Origin of the sequence: Streptomyces sp. NPDC058000 (assembly GCF_042886435.1) — a bacterium.
In the GTDB taxonomy this organism is placed as follows: domain Bacteria; phylum Actinomycetota; class Actinomycetes; order Streptomycetales; family Streptomycetaceae; genus Streptomyces.
In genome coordinates this window covers 179,749-200,563 of the sequence record NZ_JBHVQS010000008.1, presented here as the reverse complement: position 1 = coordinate 200,563, position 20,815 = coordinate 179,749, and the positions used below count along the sequence as shown (strand labels likewise).

Genomic DNA, 20,815 nt, shown 5'->3' with positions numbered 1-20,815 from the left:
ACCATGAGCAAGATTCTGATCCGCGGTGCGAAGGTGCTCGGTGGGGCTCCGCAGGACGTGCTGATCGACGGGGAGTTCATCGAGGCGGTCGGCACCGGCCTGTCCGCCGAGGGCGCCGACGTCGTCGAAGCCGACGGCAAGGTCCTCCTGCCGGGCCTGGTCGACCTGCACACCCATCTGCGCGAGCCCGGCCGGGAGGACTCCGAGACCGTTCTGACCGGTACCCGGGCCGCGGCCAGCGGCGGCTACACCGCGGTGTTCGCCATGGCCAACACCTTCCCGGTCGCCGACACCGCCGGCGTCGTCGAGCAGGTCTACCGGCTGGGCAAGGAGAGCGGCTACTGCGACGTACAGCCCATCGGCGCCGTCACCGTCGGGCTGGAGGGCAAGAAGCTCGCCGAGCTGGGCGCGATGCACGAGTCCGCGGCCGGCGTCACGGTCTTCTCCGACGACGGCAAGTGCGTCGACGACGCGGTGATCATGCGGCGGGCCCTGGAGTACGTGAAGGCGTTCGGCGGGGTCGTCGCCCAGCACGCCCAGGAGCCGCGGCTGACCGAGGGCGCCCAGATGAACGAGGGCATCGTCTCGGCCGAGCTGGGGCTCGGCGGCTGGCCGGCCGTCGCCGAGGAGTCGATCATCGCCCGGGACGTGCTGCTCGCCGAGCACGTGGGCTCCCGGGTCCACATCTGCCACCTCTCGACCGCCGGCAGCGTCGAGATCGTCCGGTGGGCCAAGTCCCGCGGGATCGACGTGACGGCCGAGGTCACCCCGCACCACCTGCTCCTCACCGACGAGCTGGTACGCAGCTACAACCCGGTCTACAAGGTCAACCCGCCGCTGCGCACCGAGCGCGACGTGCTGGCCCTGCGCGAGGCCCTCGCCGACGGCACGATCGACATCGTCGCCACCGACCACGCCCCGCACCCGCACGAGGACAAGGACTGCGAGTGGGCCGCGGCCGCGATGGGCATGGTGGGCCTGGAGACCGCGCTGTCCGTCGTCCAGCACACGATGGTCGAGACCGGGCTGTTGGACTGGGCCGGCGTCGCCGACCGGATGTCCGTCACCCCGGCGCGGATCGGCCGGCAGGCCGGCCACGGACGCCCGATCTCAGCCGGTGAGCCCGCCAACCTCACGCTGGTCGATTCCGCTTACCGTGGAGAGGTGGACCCCGCGGGCTTCGCCTCCCGCAGCCGCAACACCCCCTACGAGGGCCGTGAGCTGCCGGGACGCGTCACCCACACCTTCCTGCGGGGCCGCGCAACGGTCGTCGACGGGAAGCTGGCGTGACTCCTCCACTCATCCATCTGGCCGAGGCACCGCACTCCGCCCCGGTCACCGACTGGGCCGGGCGCATCGCCTGGGTGGTCGGTCTCCTGGTGTTCGTCGTTTTCGTCTACTGGCTGATGCGCCAGGGCTGGAAGTGGCGCGGCACCCTCCAGGGCGATCTGCCCGAGCTGCCGACCGCCCCGGCCGACGCCGGCGAGCCCCGGCTGACCCTCAGCGGCCGCTACCACGGCTCGACCACCGCCGGGCAGTGGCTGGACCGGATCGTCGCCCACGGCCTGGGCACCCGTAGCCGGGTCGAACTGACCCTGACCGACCAGGGCCTTGCGGTCGTACGGCCGGGCGCCACGGACTTCTTCGTACCGGTCGCCGCCCTGCGTGGCGCCCGCCTTGAGGCGGGCATCGCAGGCAAGGTCCTCCCTGAGGGCGGCCTGCTGGTCGTCACCTGGGAACACGGCGGCAAGCAGATCGACTCCGGCTTCCGCTCCGACCGGGCCGGCGAGCACCCGGCCTGGGTCGAGGCCATCGACCGGCTCAGCACCGAGCACACCACCGAGCACAGTGAAACGGAAGGCGCACGATGACGACCTCCACCAAGGGGACCGCCAAAATCCCCGCCGTACTCGTCCTGGAGGACGGCCGCACCTTCCGCGGCCGTGCCTACGGGGCCGTGGGGGAGACCTTCGGTGAAGCGGTGTTCTCCACCGGCATGACCGGCTACCAGGAGACCCTGACCGATCCCTCGTACCACCGTCAGGTCGTCGTCATGACCGCCCCGCACGTCGGCAACACCGGCGTGAACGACGAGGACCCCGAGTCCGCGCGGATCTGGGTCGCCGGCTACGTCGTCCGGGACCCCGCCCGGATCCCGTCCAACTGGCGCTCCCGGCGCTCCCTGGACGAGGAGCTGCGCCACCAGGGCGTCGTCGGCATCTGCGGCATCGACACCCGCGCGCTCACCCGCCACCTGCGCGAACGCGGTGCGATGCGGGTCGGCATCTTCTCCGGCAACGCGCTGCCCGACGCGGGCACGATGCTCGCCGAGGTGCGCCAGCAGCCCGAGATGCAGGGCGCCGACCTCTCCGCGCAGGTCGCCACCAAGGAGACGTACGTCGTCCCGGCGATCGGCACGAAGAAGTTCACCGTGGCCGCCGTCGACCTCGGCATCAAGGGCATGACCCCGCACCGGATGGCCGAGCGCGGCATCGAGGTGCACGTGCTGCCGGCCACCGCGACCGCCGAGGACATCTACGCGGTCGACCCCGACGGCGTGTTCTTCTCCAACGGGCCCGGCGACCCGGCCACCGCCGACCACGCGGTCGGCGTGATGCGCGAGGTGCTCTCCCGGAAGACCCCGCTGTTCGGCATCTGCTTCGGCAACCAGATCCTGGGCCGGGCGCTGGGCTTCGGCACGTACAAGCTCAAGTACGGGCACCGCGGCATCAACCAGCCGGTGCAGGACCGTACGACCGGCAAGGTCGAGGTCACCGCGCACAACCACGGGTTCGCCGTGGACGCGCCGCTCGACAAGGTTTCGGACACCCCCTTCGGCCGCGCCGAGGTTTCCCACGTCTGCCTGAACGACAACGTGGTGGAGGGGCTCCAGCTCCTCGACCAGCCGGCCTTCAGCGTCCAGTACCACCCCGAGGCGGCCGCCGGCCCGCACGACGCCGCGTACCTCTTCGATCGCTTCGTCGAGCTCATGCGAGACAACAATCAGCACAGCGTTTCTCTGATGGAGGGCCAGCGTGCCTAAGCGCACCGATATCCAGTCCGTCCTGGTCATCGGCTCCGGCCCGATCGTCATCGGTCAGGCCGCCGAGTTCGACTACTCCGGCACCCAGGCTTGCCGGGTCCTCAAGACCGAGGGCCTGCGCGTCATCCTGGTCAACTCCAACCCGGCCACGATCATGACCGACCCGGAGATCGCCGACGCCACGTACGTCGAGCCGATCACCCCGGAGTTCGTCGAGAAGATCATCGCCAAGGAGCGTCCGGACGCGCTGCTGCCGACCCTCGGCGGCCAGACGGCGCTCAACACCGCCATCTCGCTGCACGAGGCCGGCACCCTCGACAAGTACGGCGTCGAGCTGATCGGCGCCAACGTCGAGGCGATCAACAAGGGCGAGGACCGCGACCTGTTCAAGGGCGTCGTCGAGGCGGTCAACGCCAAGATCGGCCACGGCGAGTCCGCCCGCTCGGTCATCTGCCACTCCATGGACGACGTCCTCAACGGCGTCGAGGAGCTCGGCGGCTACCCGGTCGTCGTCCGCCCGTCCTTCACCATGGGCGGCGCCGGCTCCGGCTTCGCCCACGACGAGGAGGAGCTGCGCCGGATCGCCGGCCAGGGCCTGACGCTCTCGCCGACCACCGAGGTGCTCCTGGAGGAGTCCATCCTCGGCTGGAAGGAGTACGAGCTGGAGCTGATGCGCGACAAGCACGACAACGTCGTGGTCGTCTGCTCCATCGAGAACTTCGACCCGATGGGCGTGCACACCGGTGACTCGATCACCGTCGCCCCGGCGATGACGCTCACCGACCGCGAGTACCAGGTCCTGCGGGACATCGGCATCGCCGTGATCCGCGAGGTCGGGGTGGACACCGGCGGCTGCAACATCCAGTTCGCGGTCAACCCCGAGGACGGCCGGGTCATCGTCATCGAGATGAACCCCCGGGTCTCCCGCTCCTCGGCCCTGGCCTCCAAGGCCACCGGCTTCCCGATCGCGAAGATCGCCGCGAAGCTGGCCGTGGGCTACACCCTGGACGAGATCCCCAACGACATCACCCGGGAGACCCCGGCGTCGTTCGAGCCGACCCTCGACTACGTCGTCGTCAAGGTGCCGCGGTTCGCCTTCGAGAAGTTCCCGGCCGCCGACGCCACCCTCACCACCACCATGAAGTCGGTCGGCGAGGCGATGGCCATCGGCCGCAACTTCACCGAGGCGCTCAACAAGGCACTGCGCTCGCTGGAGAAGAAGGGCAGCCAGTTCGCCTTCACCGGCGAGCCCGGCGACAAGGCCGAGCTGCTGGAGCGGGCCAAGGTCCCCACCGACGGCCGGATCAACACCGTCATGGCGGCGATCCGGGCCGGCGCCACCCCGCAGGAGGTCTTCGACGCCACGAAGATCGACCCGTGGTTCGTCGACCAGCTCTTCCTGATCAAGGAGGTCGCGGACGAGATCGAGGCCGCCGACACGCTTGACCCGGAAATCCTTGCGGAAGCAAAGCGGCACGGTTTCTCGGACGCCCAGATCGCGGACCTCCGCGGCCTGCGCGAGGACGTCGTCCGCGAGGTGCGGCACGCGCTCGGCCTCCGCCCGGTCTACAAGACGGTCGACACCTGCGCGGCCGAGTTCGCGGCACGGACCCCGTACTTCTACTCGTCCTACGACGAGGAGACCGAGGTCGCGCCCCGCGAGAAGCCCGCGGTGATCATCCTCGGCTCCGGCCCCAACCGCATCGGCCAGGGCATCGAGTTCGACTACTCCTGCGTCCACGCCTCGTTCGCGCTCAGCGACGCCGGCTACGAGACCGTGATGGTCAACTGCAACCCGGAGACCGTCTCCACCGACTACGACACCTCCGACCGCCTGTACTTCGAGCCGCTCACGCTCGAAGACGTGCTGGAGATCGTGCACGCCGAATCCCAGGCGGGCCCGGTCGCCGGGGTCATCGTCCAGCTCGGCGGGCAGACCCCGCTGGGCCTGGCGCAGGCCCTCAAGGACAACGGCGTGCCGATCGTCGGCACCTCGCCCGAGGCCATCGACCTCGCCGAGGAGCGCGGCGCGTTCGGCCGGGTGCTGACCGAGGCCGGCCTGCCGGCCCCCAAGTACGGCACCGCCTTCTCCTTCGTCGAGGCCAAGGACATCGCCGCCGAGATCGGCTACCCGGTGATGGTCCGCCCCTCGTACGTGCTCGGCGGCCGCGGTATGGAGATCGTCTACGACGAGCCCTCGCTGGCCGAGTACCTGGAGCGGCACGCCGGCCTGATCGACCGGCACCCGGTCCTCATCGACCGGTTCCTCGACGACGCCATCGAGATCGACGTGGACGCGCTCTACGACGGTCACGAGCTCTACCTCGGCGGCGTCATGGAGCACATCGAGGAGGCCGGTATCCACTCCGGCGACTCCGCCTGTGCGCTGCCCCCGATCACCCTCGGCGGCTTCGACATCAAGCGGCTGCGCGCCTCCACCGAGGCCATCGCCAAGGGCGTCGGCGTCCGCGGGCTGATCAACATCCAGTTCGCGATGGCCGGGGACATCCTCTACGTCCTCGAAGCCAACCCGCGCGCCTCGCGGACCGTGCCCTTCACCTCGAAGGCCACCGCGGTCCCGCTGGCCAAGGCCGCCGCCCGGATCTCGCTGGGCGCCACCATCGCCGAGCTGCGCGCCGAGGGCATGCTCCCCAAGACCGGGGACGGCGGCACGCTGCCGCTGGACGCGCCGATCTCCGTCAAGGAGGCGGTCATGCCCTGGTCGCGGTTCCGGGACGCCTCGGGCCATGGCGTGGACACCATCCTCGGCCCGGAGATGCGCTCCACCGGCGAGGTCATGGGCATCGACTCGGTCTTCGGCACGGCGTACGCCAAGTCGCAGGCCGGCGCCTACGGTGCGCTGCCCACCAAGGGCCGCGCGTTCGTCTCCGTCGCCAACCGCGACAAGCGCTCGATGATCTTCCCGGCCCGTGAGCTGGTCGCCCACGGCTTCGAGCTGCTGGCCACCTCCGGCACCGCCGAGGTGCTGCGCCGCAACGGCATCAAGGCCACCGTGGTCCGCAAGCAGTCCGAGGGCGAGGGCCCCAACGGCGAGAAGACCATCGTCCAGCTGATCCACGACGGCCAGGTCGACCTGATCGTCAACACCCCCTACGGGACCGGCGGCCGGCTCGACGGCTACGACATCCGCACCGCCTCCGTGGCCCGCGGCATCCCCTGCCTGACCACGGTCCAGGCGCTGGCCGCCGCCGTCCAGGGCATCGAGGCGGTGTCCCGCGGCGATGTCGGGGTGCGCTCCCTCCAGGAGCACGCCCGACATCTGACCTCGGCCCGCGAGGAGTAGGCCCGAGAGGGGGACACCAGATGGTGTCCCCCTCTTCATGAGCCCACCGACCCCCTCGCGAAAAGGCCCGCCCACCATGTACCGCCTGTTCTTCCAGCTGATCTTCCAGCGCATGGACCCCGAGAAGGCCCACCACCTGGCCTTCCGCTGGATCCGTCTGGCCGCGCGCCTCCCCGTGCTGCGCACCTTCGCCGCGGCCGCCCTCGCCCCCCGCCACAAGGAACTGCGCACCGAGGCCCTGGGCCGCCGAATGCACGGCCCCTTCGGCCTGGCCGCCGGCTTCGACAAGAACGCCGTGGCCATCGACGGGATGGCCATGCTCGGCTTCGACCACGTCGAGATCGGCACCGTCACCGCCGAGCCGCAGCCCGGAAACCCCAAGAAGCGACTGTTCCGGCTGGTGCCGGACCGCGCGCTGATCAACCGGATGGGCTTCAACAACGACGGCTCGGCGGCGGTCGCCGCCCGCCTGGCCGCCCGCAACCCCGTCTTCCGGACCACGGTCGGCGTCAACATCGGCAAGACCAAGATCGTCCCGGAGGCCGAGGCGGTCGCCGACTACGTCACCTCCACCGAGCGCCTGGCCCAGCACGCCGACTACCTGGTCGTCAACGTCTCCTCGCCGAACACGCCGGGGCTGCGCAACCTCCAGGCCGTCGACCACCTGCGCCCGTTGCTCACCGCGGTCCGCGAGGCCGCCGACCGCACGGTCACCGACCGCCGGGTCCCGCTGCTGGTCAAGATCGCCCCCGACCTCGCCGACGAGGACGTGGACGCGGTCGCCGACCTCGCCCTGGAACTGGGCCTGGACGGCATCATCGCCACCAACACCACCATCGCCCGTGAGGGCCTCGGACTGGCCTCCGACCCGAAGCTGATCGCCGAGACCGGTGGCCTCTCCGGCGCCCCCCTCAAGGAGCGCTCCCTGGAGGTCCTGAGCCGCCTGTACGCCCGTGTGGGCGACCGGATCACCCTGGTCGGGGTCGGCGGCATCGAGACCGCCGAGGACGCCTGGCAGCGCATCCTCGCCGGCGCCACCCTCGTCCAGGGCTACAGCGCCTTCATCTACCAGGGCCCGTTCTGGTGCCGCGCGATCCACAAGGGCCTCGCCGCGCGCCTGCGCAACAGCCCGTACGCCACTCTCGCCGACGCGGTCGGCGCCGACCACAAGAAGGTGACCGGATGAGCCTCGAACCCTTCGGTGCCCGTCTCCGCCGTGCCATGGACGAGCGCGGCCCGCTCTGCGTCGGCATCGACCCGCACGCCTCGCTGCTGGCCGACTGGGGCCTGAACGACGATGTGGCGGGCCTGGCCCGGTTCACCCGGACCGTGGTGGAGGCGCTCGGCGAGCAGGTCGCGGTCTTCAAGCCGCAGTCGGCCTTCTTCGAGCGGTTCGGCTCGCGCGGCATCGCCGTCCTGGAAACCGCCGTCGAGGAGGCGCGGGAGCGCGGTGCACTGATCCTCATGGACGCCAAACGCGGTGACATCGGTTCCACCATGAGCGCCTACGCCGCGGCGTTCCTGCGCCCGGACTCGCCGCTGTTCTCGGACGCGCTGACGGTCTCCCCGTACCTCGGCTTCGGCTCTCTGAAGCCCGCCGTGGAACTGGCGCGGGAGAGCGGCGCCGGCCTCTTCGTGCTCGGCCTGACCTCCAACCCGGAGGGCGCGGAGGTCCAGCGGGCGGTCCGCGAGGACGGCCGCACGGTCGCCGCCACCATGCTCGGCCACCTGGCCGCCGAGAACGCCGGGGCGGAGCCGCTGGGGTCCTTCGGCGCGGTCGTCGGTGCCACGCTCGGCGATCTCTCCACCTTCGACCTGGCGATCAACGGCCCGCTGCTGGCACCCGGCATCGGGGCGCAGGGCGCCACCCCCGCGGACCTGCCCACCGTCTTCGGCAAAGCGGTCCGCAACGTGGTGCCGAGCGTCAGCCGGGGAGTGCTGAAGCACGGCCCGGACACCGGCGCACTGCGCGCGGCGGCGACCCGCTGCGCCGACGAAGTGCGCGCGGCGGTCGCATAACGCGGTTATTTGGTCCCGAAATGTCCTGGTCAGCTGAGTCTGACCAGGACTTTTCGTCTGTTCTCGCTGACTCCAGCGCCATCGGCCGCTAGTCTCCGACGAGAGCACTGCACGTAAGCGCGTTGCTCGTTGCTCCGCTGTTGCGGGGCGACTAGGTTCCACACCGGTCCGTATCCGACAGTTCGACATCCGAGGTGACGTAGGCGTGGCTCTTCCGCCCCTTACCCCTGAACAGCGCGCTGCCGCGCTCGAAAAGGCCGCCGCGGCTCGCCGGGAGCGCGCCGAGGTCAAGAATCGGCTCAAGCATTCCGGGGCCTCCCTGCACGAGGTCATCCAGCAGGGCCAGAAAAACGATGTCATCGGCAAGATGAAGGTCTCCGCCCTCCTGGAGTCCCTGCCGGGCGTGGGCAAGGTCCGCGCGAAGCAGATCATGGAGCGACTCGGCATCTCCGAGAGCCGCCGGGTGCGCGGTCTGGGCTCCAACCAGATCGCCTCACTGGAGCGTGAGTTCGGCAGCACGGGTTCCTGAGTTTCTCGGCACTGCCGGGTAGCTGGAATAATCGCTGCATGAGTTCAGCAGTCTCCCGGGGGTCCGCCCCCGTTCCCCCGGCCAGACAACCGCGCCTGACCGTGCTCTCCGGCCCTTCGGGGGTCGGCAAGAGCACGGTCGTCGCGCATCTGCGCAAGGTCCATCCCGAAATCTGGCTCTCGGTCTCGGCCACCACCCGCAAGCCGCGCCCGGGGGAGCGCCACGGCGTCCAGTACTTCTTCGTCGAGGACGAGGAATTCGACAAGCTGGTCGCCAACGGTGAGCTGCTGGAGTGGGCCGAGTTCGCCGGCAACCGCTACGGGACCCCGCGCAAGGCGGTGCTGGACCGGCTGGCGGCCGGCGAGCCGGTCCTCCTGGAGATCGATCTGCAGGGCGCCCGCCAGGTGCGCGAGTCCATGTCGGACGCCGACCTGGTCTTCCTGGCTCCGCCGAGTTGGGACGAACTGGTCCGCCGTCTCACCGGTCGCGGCACGGAGGCGCCGGAGGTCATCGAGCGGCGCCTGGAGGCGGCCGGGATCGAGCTCGCGGCGGAGAAGGAGTTCGACGTAACGCTCGTCAACACCTCCGTCGAGGACGTCAGCCGTGAGCTGCTAGCCTTGATGCTGCGCCGCCCTGAAGACCGGACCACCGGCGACTGACTCCGGTCCCGCTCGCGGCGCCGCGGATTTTCGGCGCTTACGCGCCATCACCTGCTTTATCCCCTTTCGGAAGGTCAGAGAGTGTCCTCTTCCATCACTGCACCCGAGGGCATCATCAACCCGCCCATTGATGAGCTTCTCGAGGCCACCGACTCGAAGTACAGCCTCGTGATCTACGCCGCCAAGCGCGCGCGCCAGATCAACGCGTACTACTCCCAGCTCGGCGAGGGCCTGCTGGAGTACGTCGGCCCGCTGGTCGACACCCACGTGCACGAGAAGCCGCTGTCGATCGCGCTCCGCGAGATCAACGCCGGTCTGCTGACCTCGGAGGCCATCGAGGGCCCGGCCGGCCAGTAAGCGGCACCGCATTCCTCACCAAGGGCCCGGCAGGGGCACCTCTCGGCAGATAGCCGGGGGACCTGCCGGGCCCTTGGCATGCCGTGAGGGCATAGGTTGAGGGACATGCGTTCGGACCTAGGCTCGGGGAGCGGGGAATCGATGGACAAGCGGGAGCGGCCCAGGGTCGTCCTGGGGGTCAGTGGCGGGATCGCCGCGTACAAGGCGTGCGAGCTGCTACGCCGACTCACGGAGTCCGGTCACGACGTACGGGTGGTGCCGACCGCCTCGGCGCTGCACTTCGTCGGCGAGGCCACCTGGTCGGCGCTGTCCGGCAACCCGGCCACCACCGAGGTCTGGGAGTCCGTCCACGAGGTCCCGCACGTGCGCATCGGGCAGGCCGCCGACCTCGTCGTGGTCGCCCCGGCCACCGCCGACATGCTGGCCAAGGCCGCCCACGGCCTCGCGGACGACCTGCTGACCAACACCCTGCTCACCGCCCGTTGTCCGGTGATCTTCGCGCCCGCGATGCACACCGAGATGTGGGAGAACCCCGCCACCCAGGAGAACGTCGCCACGCTGCGGCGCCGCGGCGCGCTCGTCATCGAGCCCGCGGTGGGCCGGCTCACCGGCGTCGACACCGGCAAGGGCCGCTTCCCGGACCCGGTGGAGATCTTCGACCTGTGCCGCCAGGTGCTGGCCCGCGGCGCCGAGGGCCTGCCGCAGGACCTCGGGGGTCGCCACGTCGTGGTCAGCGCGGGCGGCACCCGGGAGCCGCTGGACCCGGTGCGCTACCTGGGCAACCGCTCGTCCGGCAAGCAGGGCTACGCCCTCGCCCGTACTGCCGCGGCCCGCGGTGCCCGGGTCACCCTGGTCGCCGGCAACACCGAGCTGCCCGACCCGGCCGGTGTGGACGTGATCCGGATCGGCACCGCCCGGCAGCTGCGCGAGGCCGTGCTGAAGGCCGCGGCGGACGCCGACGCGGTGGTGATGGCCGCCGCGGTGGCCGATTTCCGCCCCGCCGTTTACGCCACCGGCAAGATCAAGAAGCAGGAGGGGCAGGAGCCGGAACCCGTCACCCTGGTACGGAATCCGGACATCCTTGCCGAGCTCTCCGCCGACCGGGCCCGCCCCGGTCAGCTGGTCGTCGGCTTCGCCGCCGAGACCGACGACGTCCTCGCCAACGGTCGCGCCAAGCTCGCCCGCAAGGGCTGCGATCTCCTGGTCGTCAACGAGGTCGGCGAACACAAGACCTTCGGTTCGGCCGAAAACGAGGCCGTGATCCTGGCCACGGACGGCACCGAGACCCCCGTCCCCTACGGTCCGAAGGAAGCCCTCGCCGACACCGTTTGGGACCTGGTCATCGCCCGTCTGGCCGATCCGCGCCCCTGACGGTCACCCCTGCGGGTAACCCCCGGAGCGGGCCGTCGAGGGCCCTTATCGGCCCCTGAAAATCGGCGTGTCCTCTTGACCCGACTGATTCTCAAGGTGATCGTCACTACCGTGAGTCAGTGGTGTCCCAGGTCACGGGGGTTCCATAAATCGAGACTGCGTGCCCAAGCGCCACATTCGACCGATAAACTGGCAGTGGATTTGGCCGAGCGCAGCTCTCGGCCGTTCCGCTAAATGATCAGCCAGCAGCCGCTGCAACCCCAGGGAGCGATGTGTCCCGCCGCCTGTTTACCTCGGAGTCCGTCACCGAGGGCCACCCCGACAAGATCGCTGACCAGATCAGCGACACCATTCTCGACGCGCTCCTCAAGGAGGACCCGACCTCCCGGGTCGCCGTGGAGACGTTGATCACCACCGGCCTGGTGCACGTGGCCGGCGAGGTGACGACCAAGGCGTACGCCGACATCCCCAATCTCGTCCGGAACAAGATCCTGGAGATCGGTTACGACTCGTCCAAGAAGGGCTTCGACGGCGCCTCCTGCGGCGTCTCGGTGTCCATCGGTGCGCAGTCGCCGGACATCGCCCAGGGCGTCGACACCGCCTACGAGAACCGCGTCGAAGGCGACGACGACGAGCTGGACCGGCAGGGCGCCGGCGACCAGGGTCTGATGTTCGGGTTCGCCTGCGACGAGACCCCCGAGCTGATGCCGCTCCCGATCTACCTGGCGCACCGCCTCTCGCGGCGTCTGTCGGAGGTCCGCAAGAACGGGACCATCCCCTACCTCCGCCCCGACGGCAAGACCCAGGTCACCATCGAGTACGACGGCAACAAGGCCGTCCGCCTCGACACCGTGGTGGTCTCCTCCCAGCACGCCAGCGACATCGACCTGGACTCGCTGCTCGCGCCCGACATCCGCGAGTTCGTCGTCGAGCACGTCCTCAACCAGCTCGTCGAGGACGGCATCAAGCTGGACACCGACGACTACCGCCTGCTGGTCAACCCGACCGGGCGGTTCGAGATCGGTGGCCCGATGGGCGACGCCGGCCTGACCGGCCGCAAGATCATCATCGACACCTACGGCGGTATGGCCCGCCACGGTGGCGGTGCCTTCTCCGGCAAGGACCCGTCCAAGGTCGACCGCTCCGCCGCGTACGCGATGCGCTGGGTCGCCAAGAACGTGGTCGCCGCCGGCCTCGCCTCGCGCTGCGAGGTCCAGGTCGCCTACGCGATCGGCAAGGCCGAGCCGGTCGGTCTCTTCGTCGAGACCTTCGGTACCAACGCGGTCGACACCGACAAGATCGAGGCCGCCATCGGTGAGGTCTTCGATCTCCGCCCGGCCGCGATCATCCGCGACCTCGACCTGCTCCGCCCGATCTACTCCCAGACCGCCGCCTACGGCCACTTCGGCCGCGAGCTGGAGGACTTCACCTGGGAGCGCACCGACCGGGTGGACGCCCTCCGCAAGGCCGCGGGCCTGTAAAAGGGCTCCGCACCGCCAGGGCTTCCCCCGAGGGCCCCGGACCGCTGGACGGTCCGGGGCCCTCGGCCGTTCGTGAGCTCCGGCCGCTGTCGGTGGGGTCTGCTAAGACTGGTTGCTGTGAGCAGGGAGAACGGGCGGGATCCGGGGGAGCAGGGCGAGCAGCTGGCCCTGATCCGGGAGGCCGTACGGGAGACGAAGGCGGAGCGGGCCAAGCCGCGCACGTGGCGGGGGGCTGCCCTGGCCGAGGAGCTTCCGGTGGCGCGGGTGCTGGTGGACAAGGGGCTGGTGCACCTCGACCGGTTCTTCGACTACGCGGTGCCGGCCGCACTGGACGCCGAGGCGCAGCCCGGGGTGCGGGTGCGGGTGCGGTTCGGGGCGGGGGAGAAGGGCGGCCGGCGCGAGGGTGGCCGGTTGGTCAGCGGCTTCATCGTGGAGCGGGTGGCGGAGAGCGAGTTCCGCGGGGTACTGGCGCCGATCGCCCAGGTGCTCTCGCCGGAGCGGGTGTTGACACCGGAGCTGCTGGGGCTGTGCCGGGCGGTCGCCGACCGATATGCCGGGTCGCTGGCGGATGTGGTGCAGCTGGCGGTGCCGCCGCGCCGGGCGCAGGTCGAGGCCGAGCCGTCGCCCGCGCCCTTGCCGCCCAACGCCCCGCCGGATTCCGGGAGTTGGGAGCGGTACGGGGCCGGTCCGGGGTTCCTGGCGGCGCTGGCGCGAGGGGACGCGCCGCGGGCGGTGTGGACGGCACTGCCCGGGCCGAGCTGGCCGGAGGAACTGGCGCGGGCGGCGGCCGCGGCGCTCGCCGGCGGGCGCGGGGCGCTGGTGGTGGTGCCCGACGGGCGGGCCGCGGCCCGGGTGGACGCGGCGCTCGGCGAGTTGATCGGGGCCGGTCGGCACGTGGTGCTGACGGCCGAATGCGGGCCCGAGGAGCGGTACCGGCGCTGGCTGGCGGTCAGCCGGGGCTCGGTGCGCGCGGTGATCGGGACGCGCGCCGCGATGTTCGCGCCGGTCGCCGGGCTGGGGCTGGTCGCGCTCTGGGACGACGGGGACGCCAGCCACAGTGATCCGCACGCCCCCCAGCCGCACGCCCGGGAGGTGCTCCTCCAGCGTGCGGTCGGCGAGCGGGCCGGCTTCCTGGTCGGCGGCCTGAGCTGCACGGTCGAGGCGGCCCAACTGGTGGAGACCGGCTGGGCGCGGCCACTGGCCGCCGACCGGGAGCGGGTGCGGGCCGCCGCCCCCCTGGTGCGTACGGTCGGGGACGGCGACGAGGCCCGGGACGCCGCGGCGCGCGCCGCCCGGCTGCCGTCGATGGCCTGGCAGATAGTGCGGGACGGGCTCACCCGCGGTCCGGTGCTGGTGCAGGTGCCGCGGCGGGGCTATGCCCCCCGGTTGGCGTGCGAGCGGTGTCGGGAAGCGGCCCGCTGCCGGGCGTGCGCCGGCCCGTTGGAGGCACGCGAGGCGGGCGAGTTGGCCTGCGCCTGGTGCGGCCGCGAGGAGTCGGACTGGCACTGCGCCGAGTGCGGCGGGACCCGGCTGCGGGCGCGGATCGTCGGGGCGCGGCGTACGGCGGAGGAGCTGGGCCGGGCGTTCCCGGCGGTTCCGGTGCGCACGTCGGGGCGTGATCATGTCCTGACGTCGGTGCCCGCCGCCCCCGCGCTGGTGGTGAGCACACCCGGCGCCGAACCGGTCGCCGAGGGCGGGGGTTACGCCGCAGCGCTGCTGCTGGACGGCTGGGCACTGCTGGGGCGGCCGGACCTGCGGGCCGGCGAGGAGGCGCTGCGCCGCTGGCTGGGTGCGGCCGCGTTGGTCCGCGGTCAGGCGGAGGGCGGCACGGTCGCGGTGATCGCGGAGCCGACGCTGCGGCCGGTCCAGGCGCTGGTGCGCTGGGACCCGGTCGGCCATGCGGTGCGGGAGCTGGCCGAGCGGGCCGAGCTGGGGTTCCCGCCGGTGTCGCGGATGGCTGCGGTGGCGGGCCGTGCCGAGGACGTGGCCGGTCTGCTGCGGGCGGCCGAACTCCCCGAGGGAGCCGAGGTGCTGGGCCCGGTGCCGCTACCGGTACCGGATCCCGGGCGGCCGCGGCGGCCGGGCGATCCTCCGCCGGGCGAGGTCTGGGAGCGTGCGCTGGTCCGGGTCCGCCCGGGGCAGGGCGCGGCACTGGCGGCGGCGCTGAAGGCCGCGCGGGCGGCCCGGCTGGTCAAGCGGGAGGGCGAGCCGGTCCGGGTGCGGATCGATCCGCCGGATCTGGGCTGAGCCGGGTTCGCGGGCCCGGTCTCCAAGCCCGTCTCCAGGCTCCGTTCGTGCCGCACGTCGCCCGGGACCGTGGTCGGCGGGCGGTCCCGGGTTCCGGTGCGGGGCGTCCGTGGGGGAAAGCGGAGGGGGATGCCGGAGGGGGAAGTCAGCCGTTGCGGGGACCGGGGAAGGCGCCGGGGCGGGCCTCGTCGCGGGAGGAGGCGGAGGGCTGGGTGGGCAGGGAGCGGGCGGCGGGGACGGCCGGGCTCCCGGTCAGGCCGCCGGCCATGCTGATCGCGCGGGCCGCGGAGGCGTCGGAGGGGCGCACCGCGGTCTCGCCGCCGTCGACGGACGGCTGGGTGGTGGCCCGTCGGGCGCCGTAACGGCGGTGCACCGCCTGCTTGGTGACGCCGAGTGCGGAGCCCACCGCGTCCCAGGAGAAGCCCAGCGAGCGGTCGAAGTCGACCGCCGCGGTGACGAGCGTTTCGATGCTGTCGCGGAGTTCCTGGGCGAGGCGCACGGTGGGGGCGGGCGCCCGTCCGTAGACGACGAAGCCCGCGGAGGGGCCCGTGCGTCGCGGCCGGTAGACGTTGCCGAGCTGCGCGGTGAGCGTGCGCAGGGCGTCCACCTGCCGGCGGACCCGCTCGATGTCCCGCACCAGGAGATGCAGGCTGGCGCGCGCCTGGGCGTCGTGGGTTGCGTGGTCGGCCATGAGCAAGCCTCTCGAACCGGCGTGGAAAGGATGGGTGAAAGCGTTCGGGCCGCCAAAGCGGCCCGGAATCGGTCAATGCTGCTTGACCAACGCGCCAGGAGCGACTCTGGTCACGGTGCAGGGGCGTATGAGCGTGTGCGCGGGGCGCGGGTGACTTCGCACGCCCCCCGGCGTTCCGGCCCATGACCTGCGTCAAGGCCAATAGACTGGTGCGTCGTTCCGCAGCGTGTGAGAGGTAGTCCGTCACCCATGAGGCTTGTCTTCGCCGGTACCCCCGAGGTTGCCGTACCCGCCCTCGATGCCCTGATCGCCTCGGACCGGCATGAGGTGGTGGCCGTCGTGACCCGGCCCGACGCGCCGGCCGGGCGGGGCCGCCGGCTGGTGGCCAGCCCGGTCGCGGAGCGCGCGGAGGAGGCCGGCATCGAGGTGCTCAAGCCCGCCAAGCCGCGCGACGACGACTTCCTGGCCCGGCTGCGGGAGATCGCGCCGGACTGCTGCCCGGTGGTCGCGTACGGCGCCCTGCTGCCCCAGGTCGCGCTGGACGTCCCGGCCCACGGCTGGGTCAACCTGCACTTCTCGCTGTTGCCCGCATGGCGGGGGGCGGCGCCCGTGCAGCACGCGGTGCTCGCCGGTGACGAGATCACCGGTGCCACCACCTTCCAGATCGAACGGGGGCTGGACTCCGGCCCGGTGTACGGGGTGCTCACCGAGGAGGTCCGGCCGACCGACACCAGCGGGGATCTGCTGACCCGGTTGGCGTTCGCCGGCTCCGGTCTGCTCGTCGCCACGATGGACGGCATCGAGGACGGCACCCTCGACGCGGTGCCGCAGCCGGAGGAGGGGGTCACCCTGGCCCCGAAGATCGAGGTGGAGGACGCCCGGATCGACTGGACCGCCCCGGCGCTGCGGGTGGACCGGGTGGTGCGGGGTTGTGCGCCGGCGCCCGGTGCCTGGACGGTGTTCCGCGGGGAGCGGCTCAAGGTGATGTCAGCCGCCCCCGCCGCCGATTACGACGGGCCGGCCCTGCCGGCGGGCGAACTGGCCGTCACCAAGAAGGCGGTGCACGTGGGCACCGGCAGCCACCCCGTTCAGCTGCTCTGGGTGCAGCCGCAGGGCAAGAAGCCGATGCAGGCGGCGGACTGGGCGCGCGGGGTGCGGATCGCGACCGGGGAGCAGCTGGGCGGCTGACCGGGGCGGGGTGCGTTCGAAGGGGCCGTCCGCGCGCCGCCGACTTCGGGCCCGCGTAGGCTGGGGCGAACCCCCGTCCCGTAATACCGGAGCACCTTTTCTGTGAGTCAGCAGCCGCCGCGCCGCCATGGCACCCGCAAGCCCTACCGCCGCCCGAAGAAGGACCCGGTCCGGATCCTCGCGTTCGAAGCGTTGCGGGCCGTGGACGAGCGGGACGCGTACGCGAACCTGGTCCTGCCGCCGCTGCTGCGCAAGGCGCGGGACGCCGGTGACTTCGACGCCCGGGACGCGGCGTTGGCCACCGAGCTGGTCTACGGGTCGCTCCGTCGCCAGGGCACCTACGACGCGATCCTGGCCAACTGTGTCGACCGGCCGCTGCGCGAGGTCGACCCGCCGGTGCTGGACGTGCTGACGCTCGGTGCGCACCAGTTGCTCGGCACCCGGATCCCCCCGCACGCCGCGGTCAGCGCCACCGTCGAACTGGCCCGGGTGGTGCTGGGCGACGGCCGGGCGAAGTTCGTCAACGCGGTGCTGCGCAAGCTCACCGCGCACGATCTGGACGGTTGGCTGGAGCGGGTGGCCCCGGAGTACGACGAGGACCCGGAGGACCATCTGGGGATCGTGCACGCCCATCCGCGCTGGGTCGTCTCCGCGCTCTGGGACGCCCTCGGCGGTGGCCGCGCGGGCATCGAGGAGCTGTTGGCGGCGGACAACGAGCGTCCCGAGGTGACGCTGGTGGCGCGGCCGGGCCGGTCCACCGCCGAGGAACTGCTGGCGGCTACGGGCGAGGACGGCGCGGTGCCGGGCCGGTGGTCGCCGTACGCGGTCCGGCTCGCCGAGGGCGGGGAGCCGGGTGCGCTGGACGCGGTGCGCGAGGGGCGCGCCGGTGTGCAGGACGAGGGCAGTCAACTGGTGGCGCTGGCGTTGGCCGCCGCGCCGCTGGACGGCCCGGACCGCATCTGGCTGGACGGCTGCGCGGGACCGGGTGGCAAGGCGGCGCTGCTGGGCGCGTTGGCGGCGCAGCGGGGTGCGGCGCTGGTGGCGTCGGAGAAGCAGCCGCACCGGGCGCGGTTGGTGGCCCGGGCGCTGGACGGCAATCCGGGCCCGTACGTGGTGATCGCGGCCGACGGCACCCGTCCGGCGTGGCAGCCCGGGGCCTTCGACCGGGTGCTGGTGGACGTGCCGTGCACCGGCCTGGGGGCGCTGCGCCGCCGGCCCGAGGCGCGCTGGCGGCGGCGCCCCGAGGATCTGGACGGTTTCGCTCCGCTCCAGCGGGAGTTGCTGCGGCAGGCGCTGGCGGCGGTGCGGATCGGTGGCGTGGTGGGCTATGCGACCTGTTCGCCGCATCCGGCGGAGACCCGGGCCGTGGTGGAGGACGTCCTCAAGGGGCGCGGTGGCCCGGCTGCCGAGGCCGAGTGGATCGACGCCCGGCCGCTGATGCCGGGCGTGCCGGAGCTCGGCGACGGGCCGGACGTCCAGCTGTGGCCGCATCTGCACGGGACCGACGCGATGTATCTGGCGCTGCTGCGCCGGACCGCCTGACGGGTCCGCGGCCGCGGTGGCCGGTTCCCCTCCTACGAGGGAGCGACCGCCGGGTGAGCGGGTCGATGCACGAGATATCTTGATGTCGAGCAATCTTGATATCTTGATGTCGAGCAATATTTGAGACGTGGATGGAGCGGAGTACCCGGTGACTGACTCGACCATCATTTACACCCACACTGACGAGGCCCCGGCCCTGGCGACGTACTCGTTCCTGCCGGTGGTCGAGGCGTACGCCTCGACGGCCGGGGTGACGCTGGAGACCCGCGACATCTCGCTGTCGGGTCGGATCATCGCCAGCTTCCCGGAGCACCTGAAGGAGGACCAGCGGATCGCCGACGCCCTCGCGGAGCTCGGCGAGCTGGCCAAGACCCCCGGCGCGAACATCATCAAGCTGCCGAACATCTCGGCCTCCATCCCGCAGCTGAAGGCGGCCGTCGCCGAGCTTCAGGAGCAGGGTTACGCGCTTCCGGACTACCCGGACGACCCGAAGACCGACGAGGAGCGGGAGATCCGCGCCCGCTACGACAAGGTCAAGGGCAGCGCCGTCAACCCCGTGCTGCGCGAGGGCAACTCGGACCGCCGGGCGCCCGCGTCGGTCAAGAACTACGCCAAGGCCCACCCGCACCGCATGGGTGCCTGGACCGGCGACTCCAAGACCAACGTGGCGACCATGGGCGCCGACGACTTCCGCTCCACCGAGAAGTCCGCGGTGATCGCCGAGGACGGCGTGCTCCGCATCGAGCTGGCCGGCGACGACGGCTCCACCACCGTGCTGCGCGAGTCGGTGCCGGTCCTGGCCGGTGAGGTCGTGGACGCCTCCGCGATGCGGGTCGGTCCGCTGCGGGAGTTCCTGGCCGCGCAGGTCGCCCGGGCCAAGGCCGAGGGCGTGCTGTTCTCCGTGCACCTGAAGGCCACGATGATGAAGGTCTCCGACCCGATCATCTTCGGCCACGTCGTGCGGGCCTTCTTCCCCAAGACCTTCGCCCAGTACGGCGAGGCGCTGGCGACCGCCGGGCTGACCCCGAACGACGGTCTCGGCGGCATCTACAAGGGCCTCGCGGCGCTGCCCAACGGCGCCGAGATCAAGGCGTCCTTCGACGCCGAGCTGGCCGCGGGCCCGGAGCTGGCGATGGTCGACTCCGACCGCGGCATCACCAACCTGCACGTCCCCAGCGACGTCATCGTGGACGCCTCGATGCCGGCCATGATCCGCACCTCCGGCCACATGTGGGGCCCGGACGGTCAGGAGGCCGACACCCTCGCGGTGCTCCCCGACAGCAGCTACGCCGGCATCTACCAGGCCGTCATCGACGACTGCCGGGCGCACGGCGCGCTCGACCCGGCCACCATGGGCTCGGTGCCGAACGTCGGTCTGATGGCGCAGAAGGCCGAGGAGTACGGCAGCCACGACAAGACCTTCGAGATCCCGACCACCGGTACGGTGCGGGTCCTCGACGGCGCCGGCAACGTCGTCCTGGAGCAGACCGTCGGCGCGGGCGACATCTTCCGGATGTGCCAGACCAAGGACGCGCCGATCAAGGACTGGGTCAAGCTGGCCGTCACCCGCGCCCGCGCCACCGGCGACCCGGCGGTGTTCTGGCTCGACGCGACCCGCGCGCACGACGCCCAGCTGATCGAGAAGGTCACGACGTACCTGTCGGAGCACGACACCGAGGGCCTGGAGATCAAGATCCTGGCTCCGGTCGAGGCGATCGCCTTCTCCCTGGAGCGGATCCGCCGCGGCGAGGACACCATCTCGGTCACCGGCAACGTCCTGCGTGACTACCTGACCGACCTGTTCCCGATCCTGGAGCTGGGCACCAGCGCCAAGATGCTCTCGGTCGTCCCGCTGATGAACGGCGGCGGCCTGTTCGAGACCGGCGCCGGTGGTTCCGCCCCCAAGCACGTCCAGCAGCTGGTCAAGGAGAACTACCTGCGCTGGGACAGCCTGGGCGAGTTCCTCGCGCTCGCGGTCAGCTTCGAGCACCTCGCGACGACCACCGACAACGCCCGTGCCAAGGTCCTCGCCGAGACCCTGGACCGCGCGACCGGTTCGTTCCTCAACGAGAACAAGTCGCCGAGCCGCAAGCTGGGCGGCATCGACAACCGCGGCAGCCACTTCTACCTGGCGCTCTACTGGGCCCAGGAGCTGGCCAAGCAGACCGACGACGCGCAGCTCGCGGAGGCGTTCGGGCCGCTGGCCAAGACGCTGTCCGAGCAGGAGCAGACCATCGTCGACGAACTGATCGCGGTGCAGGGCTCCCCGGTCGACATCGGTGGCTACTACCGCCCCGACCCGGCCAAGGCGTCCGCGGTGATGCGTCCGTCGAAGACGCTGAACCAGGCGCTGGCGGTTCTGAAGGGCTGATCGCCGCAGCACC

General features: G+C 71.6%; 16 protein-coding genes. 15 read left to right on the top strand and 1 reads right to left on the bottom strand.

What is annotated here, in order from left to right; genetic code table 11:
* The first annotated feature begins 3 nt into the window (after window positions 1-3).
* The 12 genes from ACFVT2_RS11560 (at window position 4) to ACFVT2_RS11505 (ending at window position 15,010) form a co-directional block, all read left to right on the top strand.
* Complete coding sequence (locus ACFVT2_RS11560; protein WP_390015308.1) at window positions 4-1,290, top strand: dihydroorotase; 1,287 nt, start codon at window positions 4-6, stop codon at window positions 1,288-1,290.
* Complete coding sequence (locus ACFVT2_RS11555; protein WP_390015305.1) at window positions 1,287-1,871, top strand: hypothetical protein; 585 nt, start codon at window positions 1,287-1,289, stop codon at window positions 1,869-1,871. The genes ACFVT2_RS11560 and ACFVT2_RS11555 overlap by 4 nt, the downstream gene beginning before the upstream one ends.
* Window positions 1,868-3,043 carry a glutamine-hydrolyzing carbamoyl-phosphate synthase small subunit gene (carA, locus tag ACFVT2_RS11550; RefSeq protein WP_390015302.1) on the top strand — a complete coding sequence of 392 codons (1,176 nt, stop codon included), beginning with the start codon at window positions 1,868-1,870 and terminating at the stop codon, window positions 3,041-3,043. The genes ACFVT2_RS11555 and carA overlap by 4 nt, the downstream gene beginning before the upstream one ends.
* Window positions 3,036-6,347 carry a carbamoyl-phosphate synthase large subunit gene (gene carB / locus ACFVT2_RS11545; protein ID WP_390015299.1) on the top strand — a complete coding sequence of 1,104 codons (3,312 nt, stop codon included), beginning with the start codon at window positions 3,036-3,038 and terminating at the stop codon, window positions 6,345-6,347. The genes carA and carB overlap by 8 nt, the downstream gene beginning before the upstream one ends.
* A gap of 76 nt (window positions 6,348-6,423) precedes the next feature.
* Window positions 6,424-7,533 (top strand): quinone-dependent dihydroorotate dehydrogenase, encoded by a 1,110-nt coding sequence (locus ACFVT2_RS11540; RefSeq protein WP_390015438.1) that lies wholly within the window; start codon window positions 6,424-6,426, stop codon window positions 7,531-7,533.
* The gene (gene pyrF / locus ACFVT2_RS11535) at window positions 7,530-8,366 is read left to right on the top strand and encodes an orotidine-5'-phosphate decarboxylase (RefSeq protein ID WP_390015296.1); all 837 of its coding nucleotides are present in this window, start codon (window positions 7,530-7,532) and stop codon (window positions 8,364-8,366) included. The genes ACFVT2_RS11540 and pyrF overlap by 4 nt, the downstream gene beginning before the upstream one ends.
* Before the next feature lie 205 nt (window positions 8,367-8,571).
* A complete protein-coding gene (locus ACFVT2_RS11530; protein ID WP_016572363.1) occupies window positions 8,572-8,895 on the top strand; it encodes an integration host factor in 324 nt (107 codons plus the stop codon).
* Between the two features lie 38 nt (window positions 8,896-8,933).
* Window positions 8,934-9,554 (top strand): guanylate kinase, encoded by a 621-nt coding sequence (gmk, locus tag ACFVT2_RS11525; RefSeq protein WP_390015292.1) that lies wholly within the window; start codon window positions 8,934-8,936, stop codon window positions 9,552-9,554.
* An 81-nt stretch (window positions 9,555-9,635) separates the two neighbouring features.
* Window positions 9,636-9,911 (top strand): DNA-directed RNA polymerase subunit omega, encoded by a 276-nt coding sequence (rpoZ, locus tag ACFVT2_RS11520; protein WP_039638039.1) that lies wholly within the window; start codon window positions 9,636-9,638, stop codon window positions 9,909-9,911.
* 141 nt (window positions 9,912-10,052) lie between these two features.
* Window positions 10,053-11,282, top strand: a complete 1,230-nt coding sequence (gene coaBC, locus ACFVT2_RS11515; RefSeq protein WP_390015435.1) for a bifunctional phosphopantothenoylcysteine decarboxylase/phosphopantothenate--cysteine ligase CoaBC — start codon at window positions 10,053-10,055, stop codon at window positions 11,280-11,282.
* Between the two features lie 272 nt (window positions 11,283-11,554).
* Window positions 11,555-12,763 (top strand): methionine adenosyltransferase, encoded by a 1,209-nt coding sequence (gene metK / locus ACFVT2_RS11510; protein WP_390015289.1) that lies wholly within the window; start codon window positions 11,555-11,557, stop codon window positions 12,761-12,763.
* A gap of 117 nt (window positions 12,764-12,880) precedes the next feature.
* The gene (locus tag ACFVT2_RS11505; protein WP_390015287.1) at window positions 12,881-15,010 is read left to right on the top strand and encodes a primosomal protein N'; all 2,130 of its coding nucleotides are present in this window, start codon (window positions 12,881-12,883) and stop codon (window positions 15,008-15,010) included.
* 145 nt (window positions 15,011-15,155) lie between these two features.
* Here ACFVT2_RS11505 and ACFVT2_RS11500 read toward each other — a convergent pair whose 3' ends face one another.
* Complete coding sequence (locus tag ACFVT2_RS11500; protein WP_390015285.1) at window positions 15,156-15,701, bottom strand: hypothetical protein; 546 nt, start codon at window positions 15,699-15,701, stop codon at window positions 15,156-15,158.
* A gap of 249 nt (window positions 15,702-15,950) precedes the next feature.
* Here ACFVT2_RS11500 and fmt point away from each other — a divergent pair, with 249 nt between their 5' ends.
* From fmt to ACFVT2_RS11485, 3 genes are all read left to right on the top strand, one after another.
* Window positions 15,951-16,889 (top strand): methionyl-tRNA formyltransferase, encoded by a 939-nt coding sequence (gene fmt / locus ACFVT2_RS11495; protein WP_390015282.1) that lies wholly within the window; start codon window positions 15,951-15,953, stop codon window positions 16,887-16,889.
* Window positions 16,890-16,991: 102 nt separating this feature from the next.
* On the top strand, window positions 16,992-18,431 hold the full coding sequence (locus ACFVT2_RS11490; protein WP_390015279.1) for an RsmB/NOP family class I SAM-dependent RNA methyltransferase: 1,440 nt from the start codon (window positions 16,992-16,994) through the stop codon (window positions 18,429-18,431).
* A gap of 148 nt (window positions 18,432-18,579) precedes the next feature.
* Window positions 18,580-20,802, top strand: a complete 2,223-nt coding sequence (locus ACFVT2_RS11485; protein ID WP_390015276.1) for an NADP-dependent isocitrate dehydrogenase — start codon at window positions 18,580-18,582, stop codon at window positions 20,800-20,802.
* The last annotated feature ends 13 nt before the right edge of the window (window positions 20,803-20,815 follow it).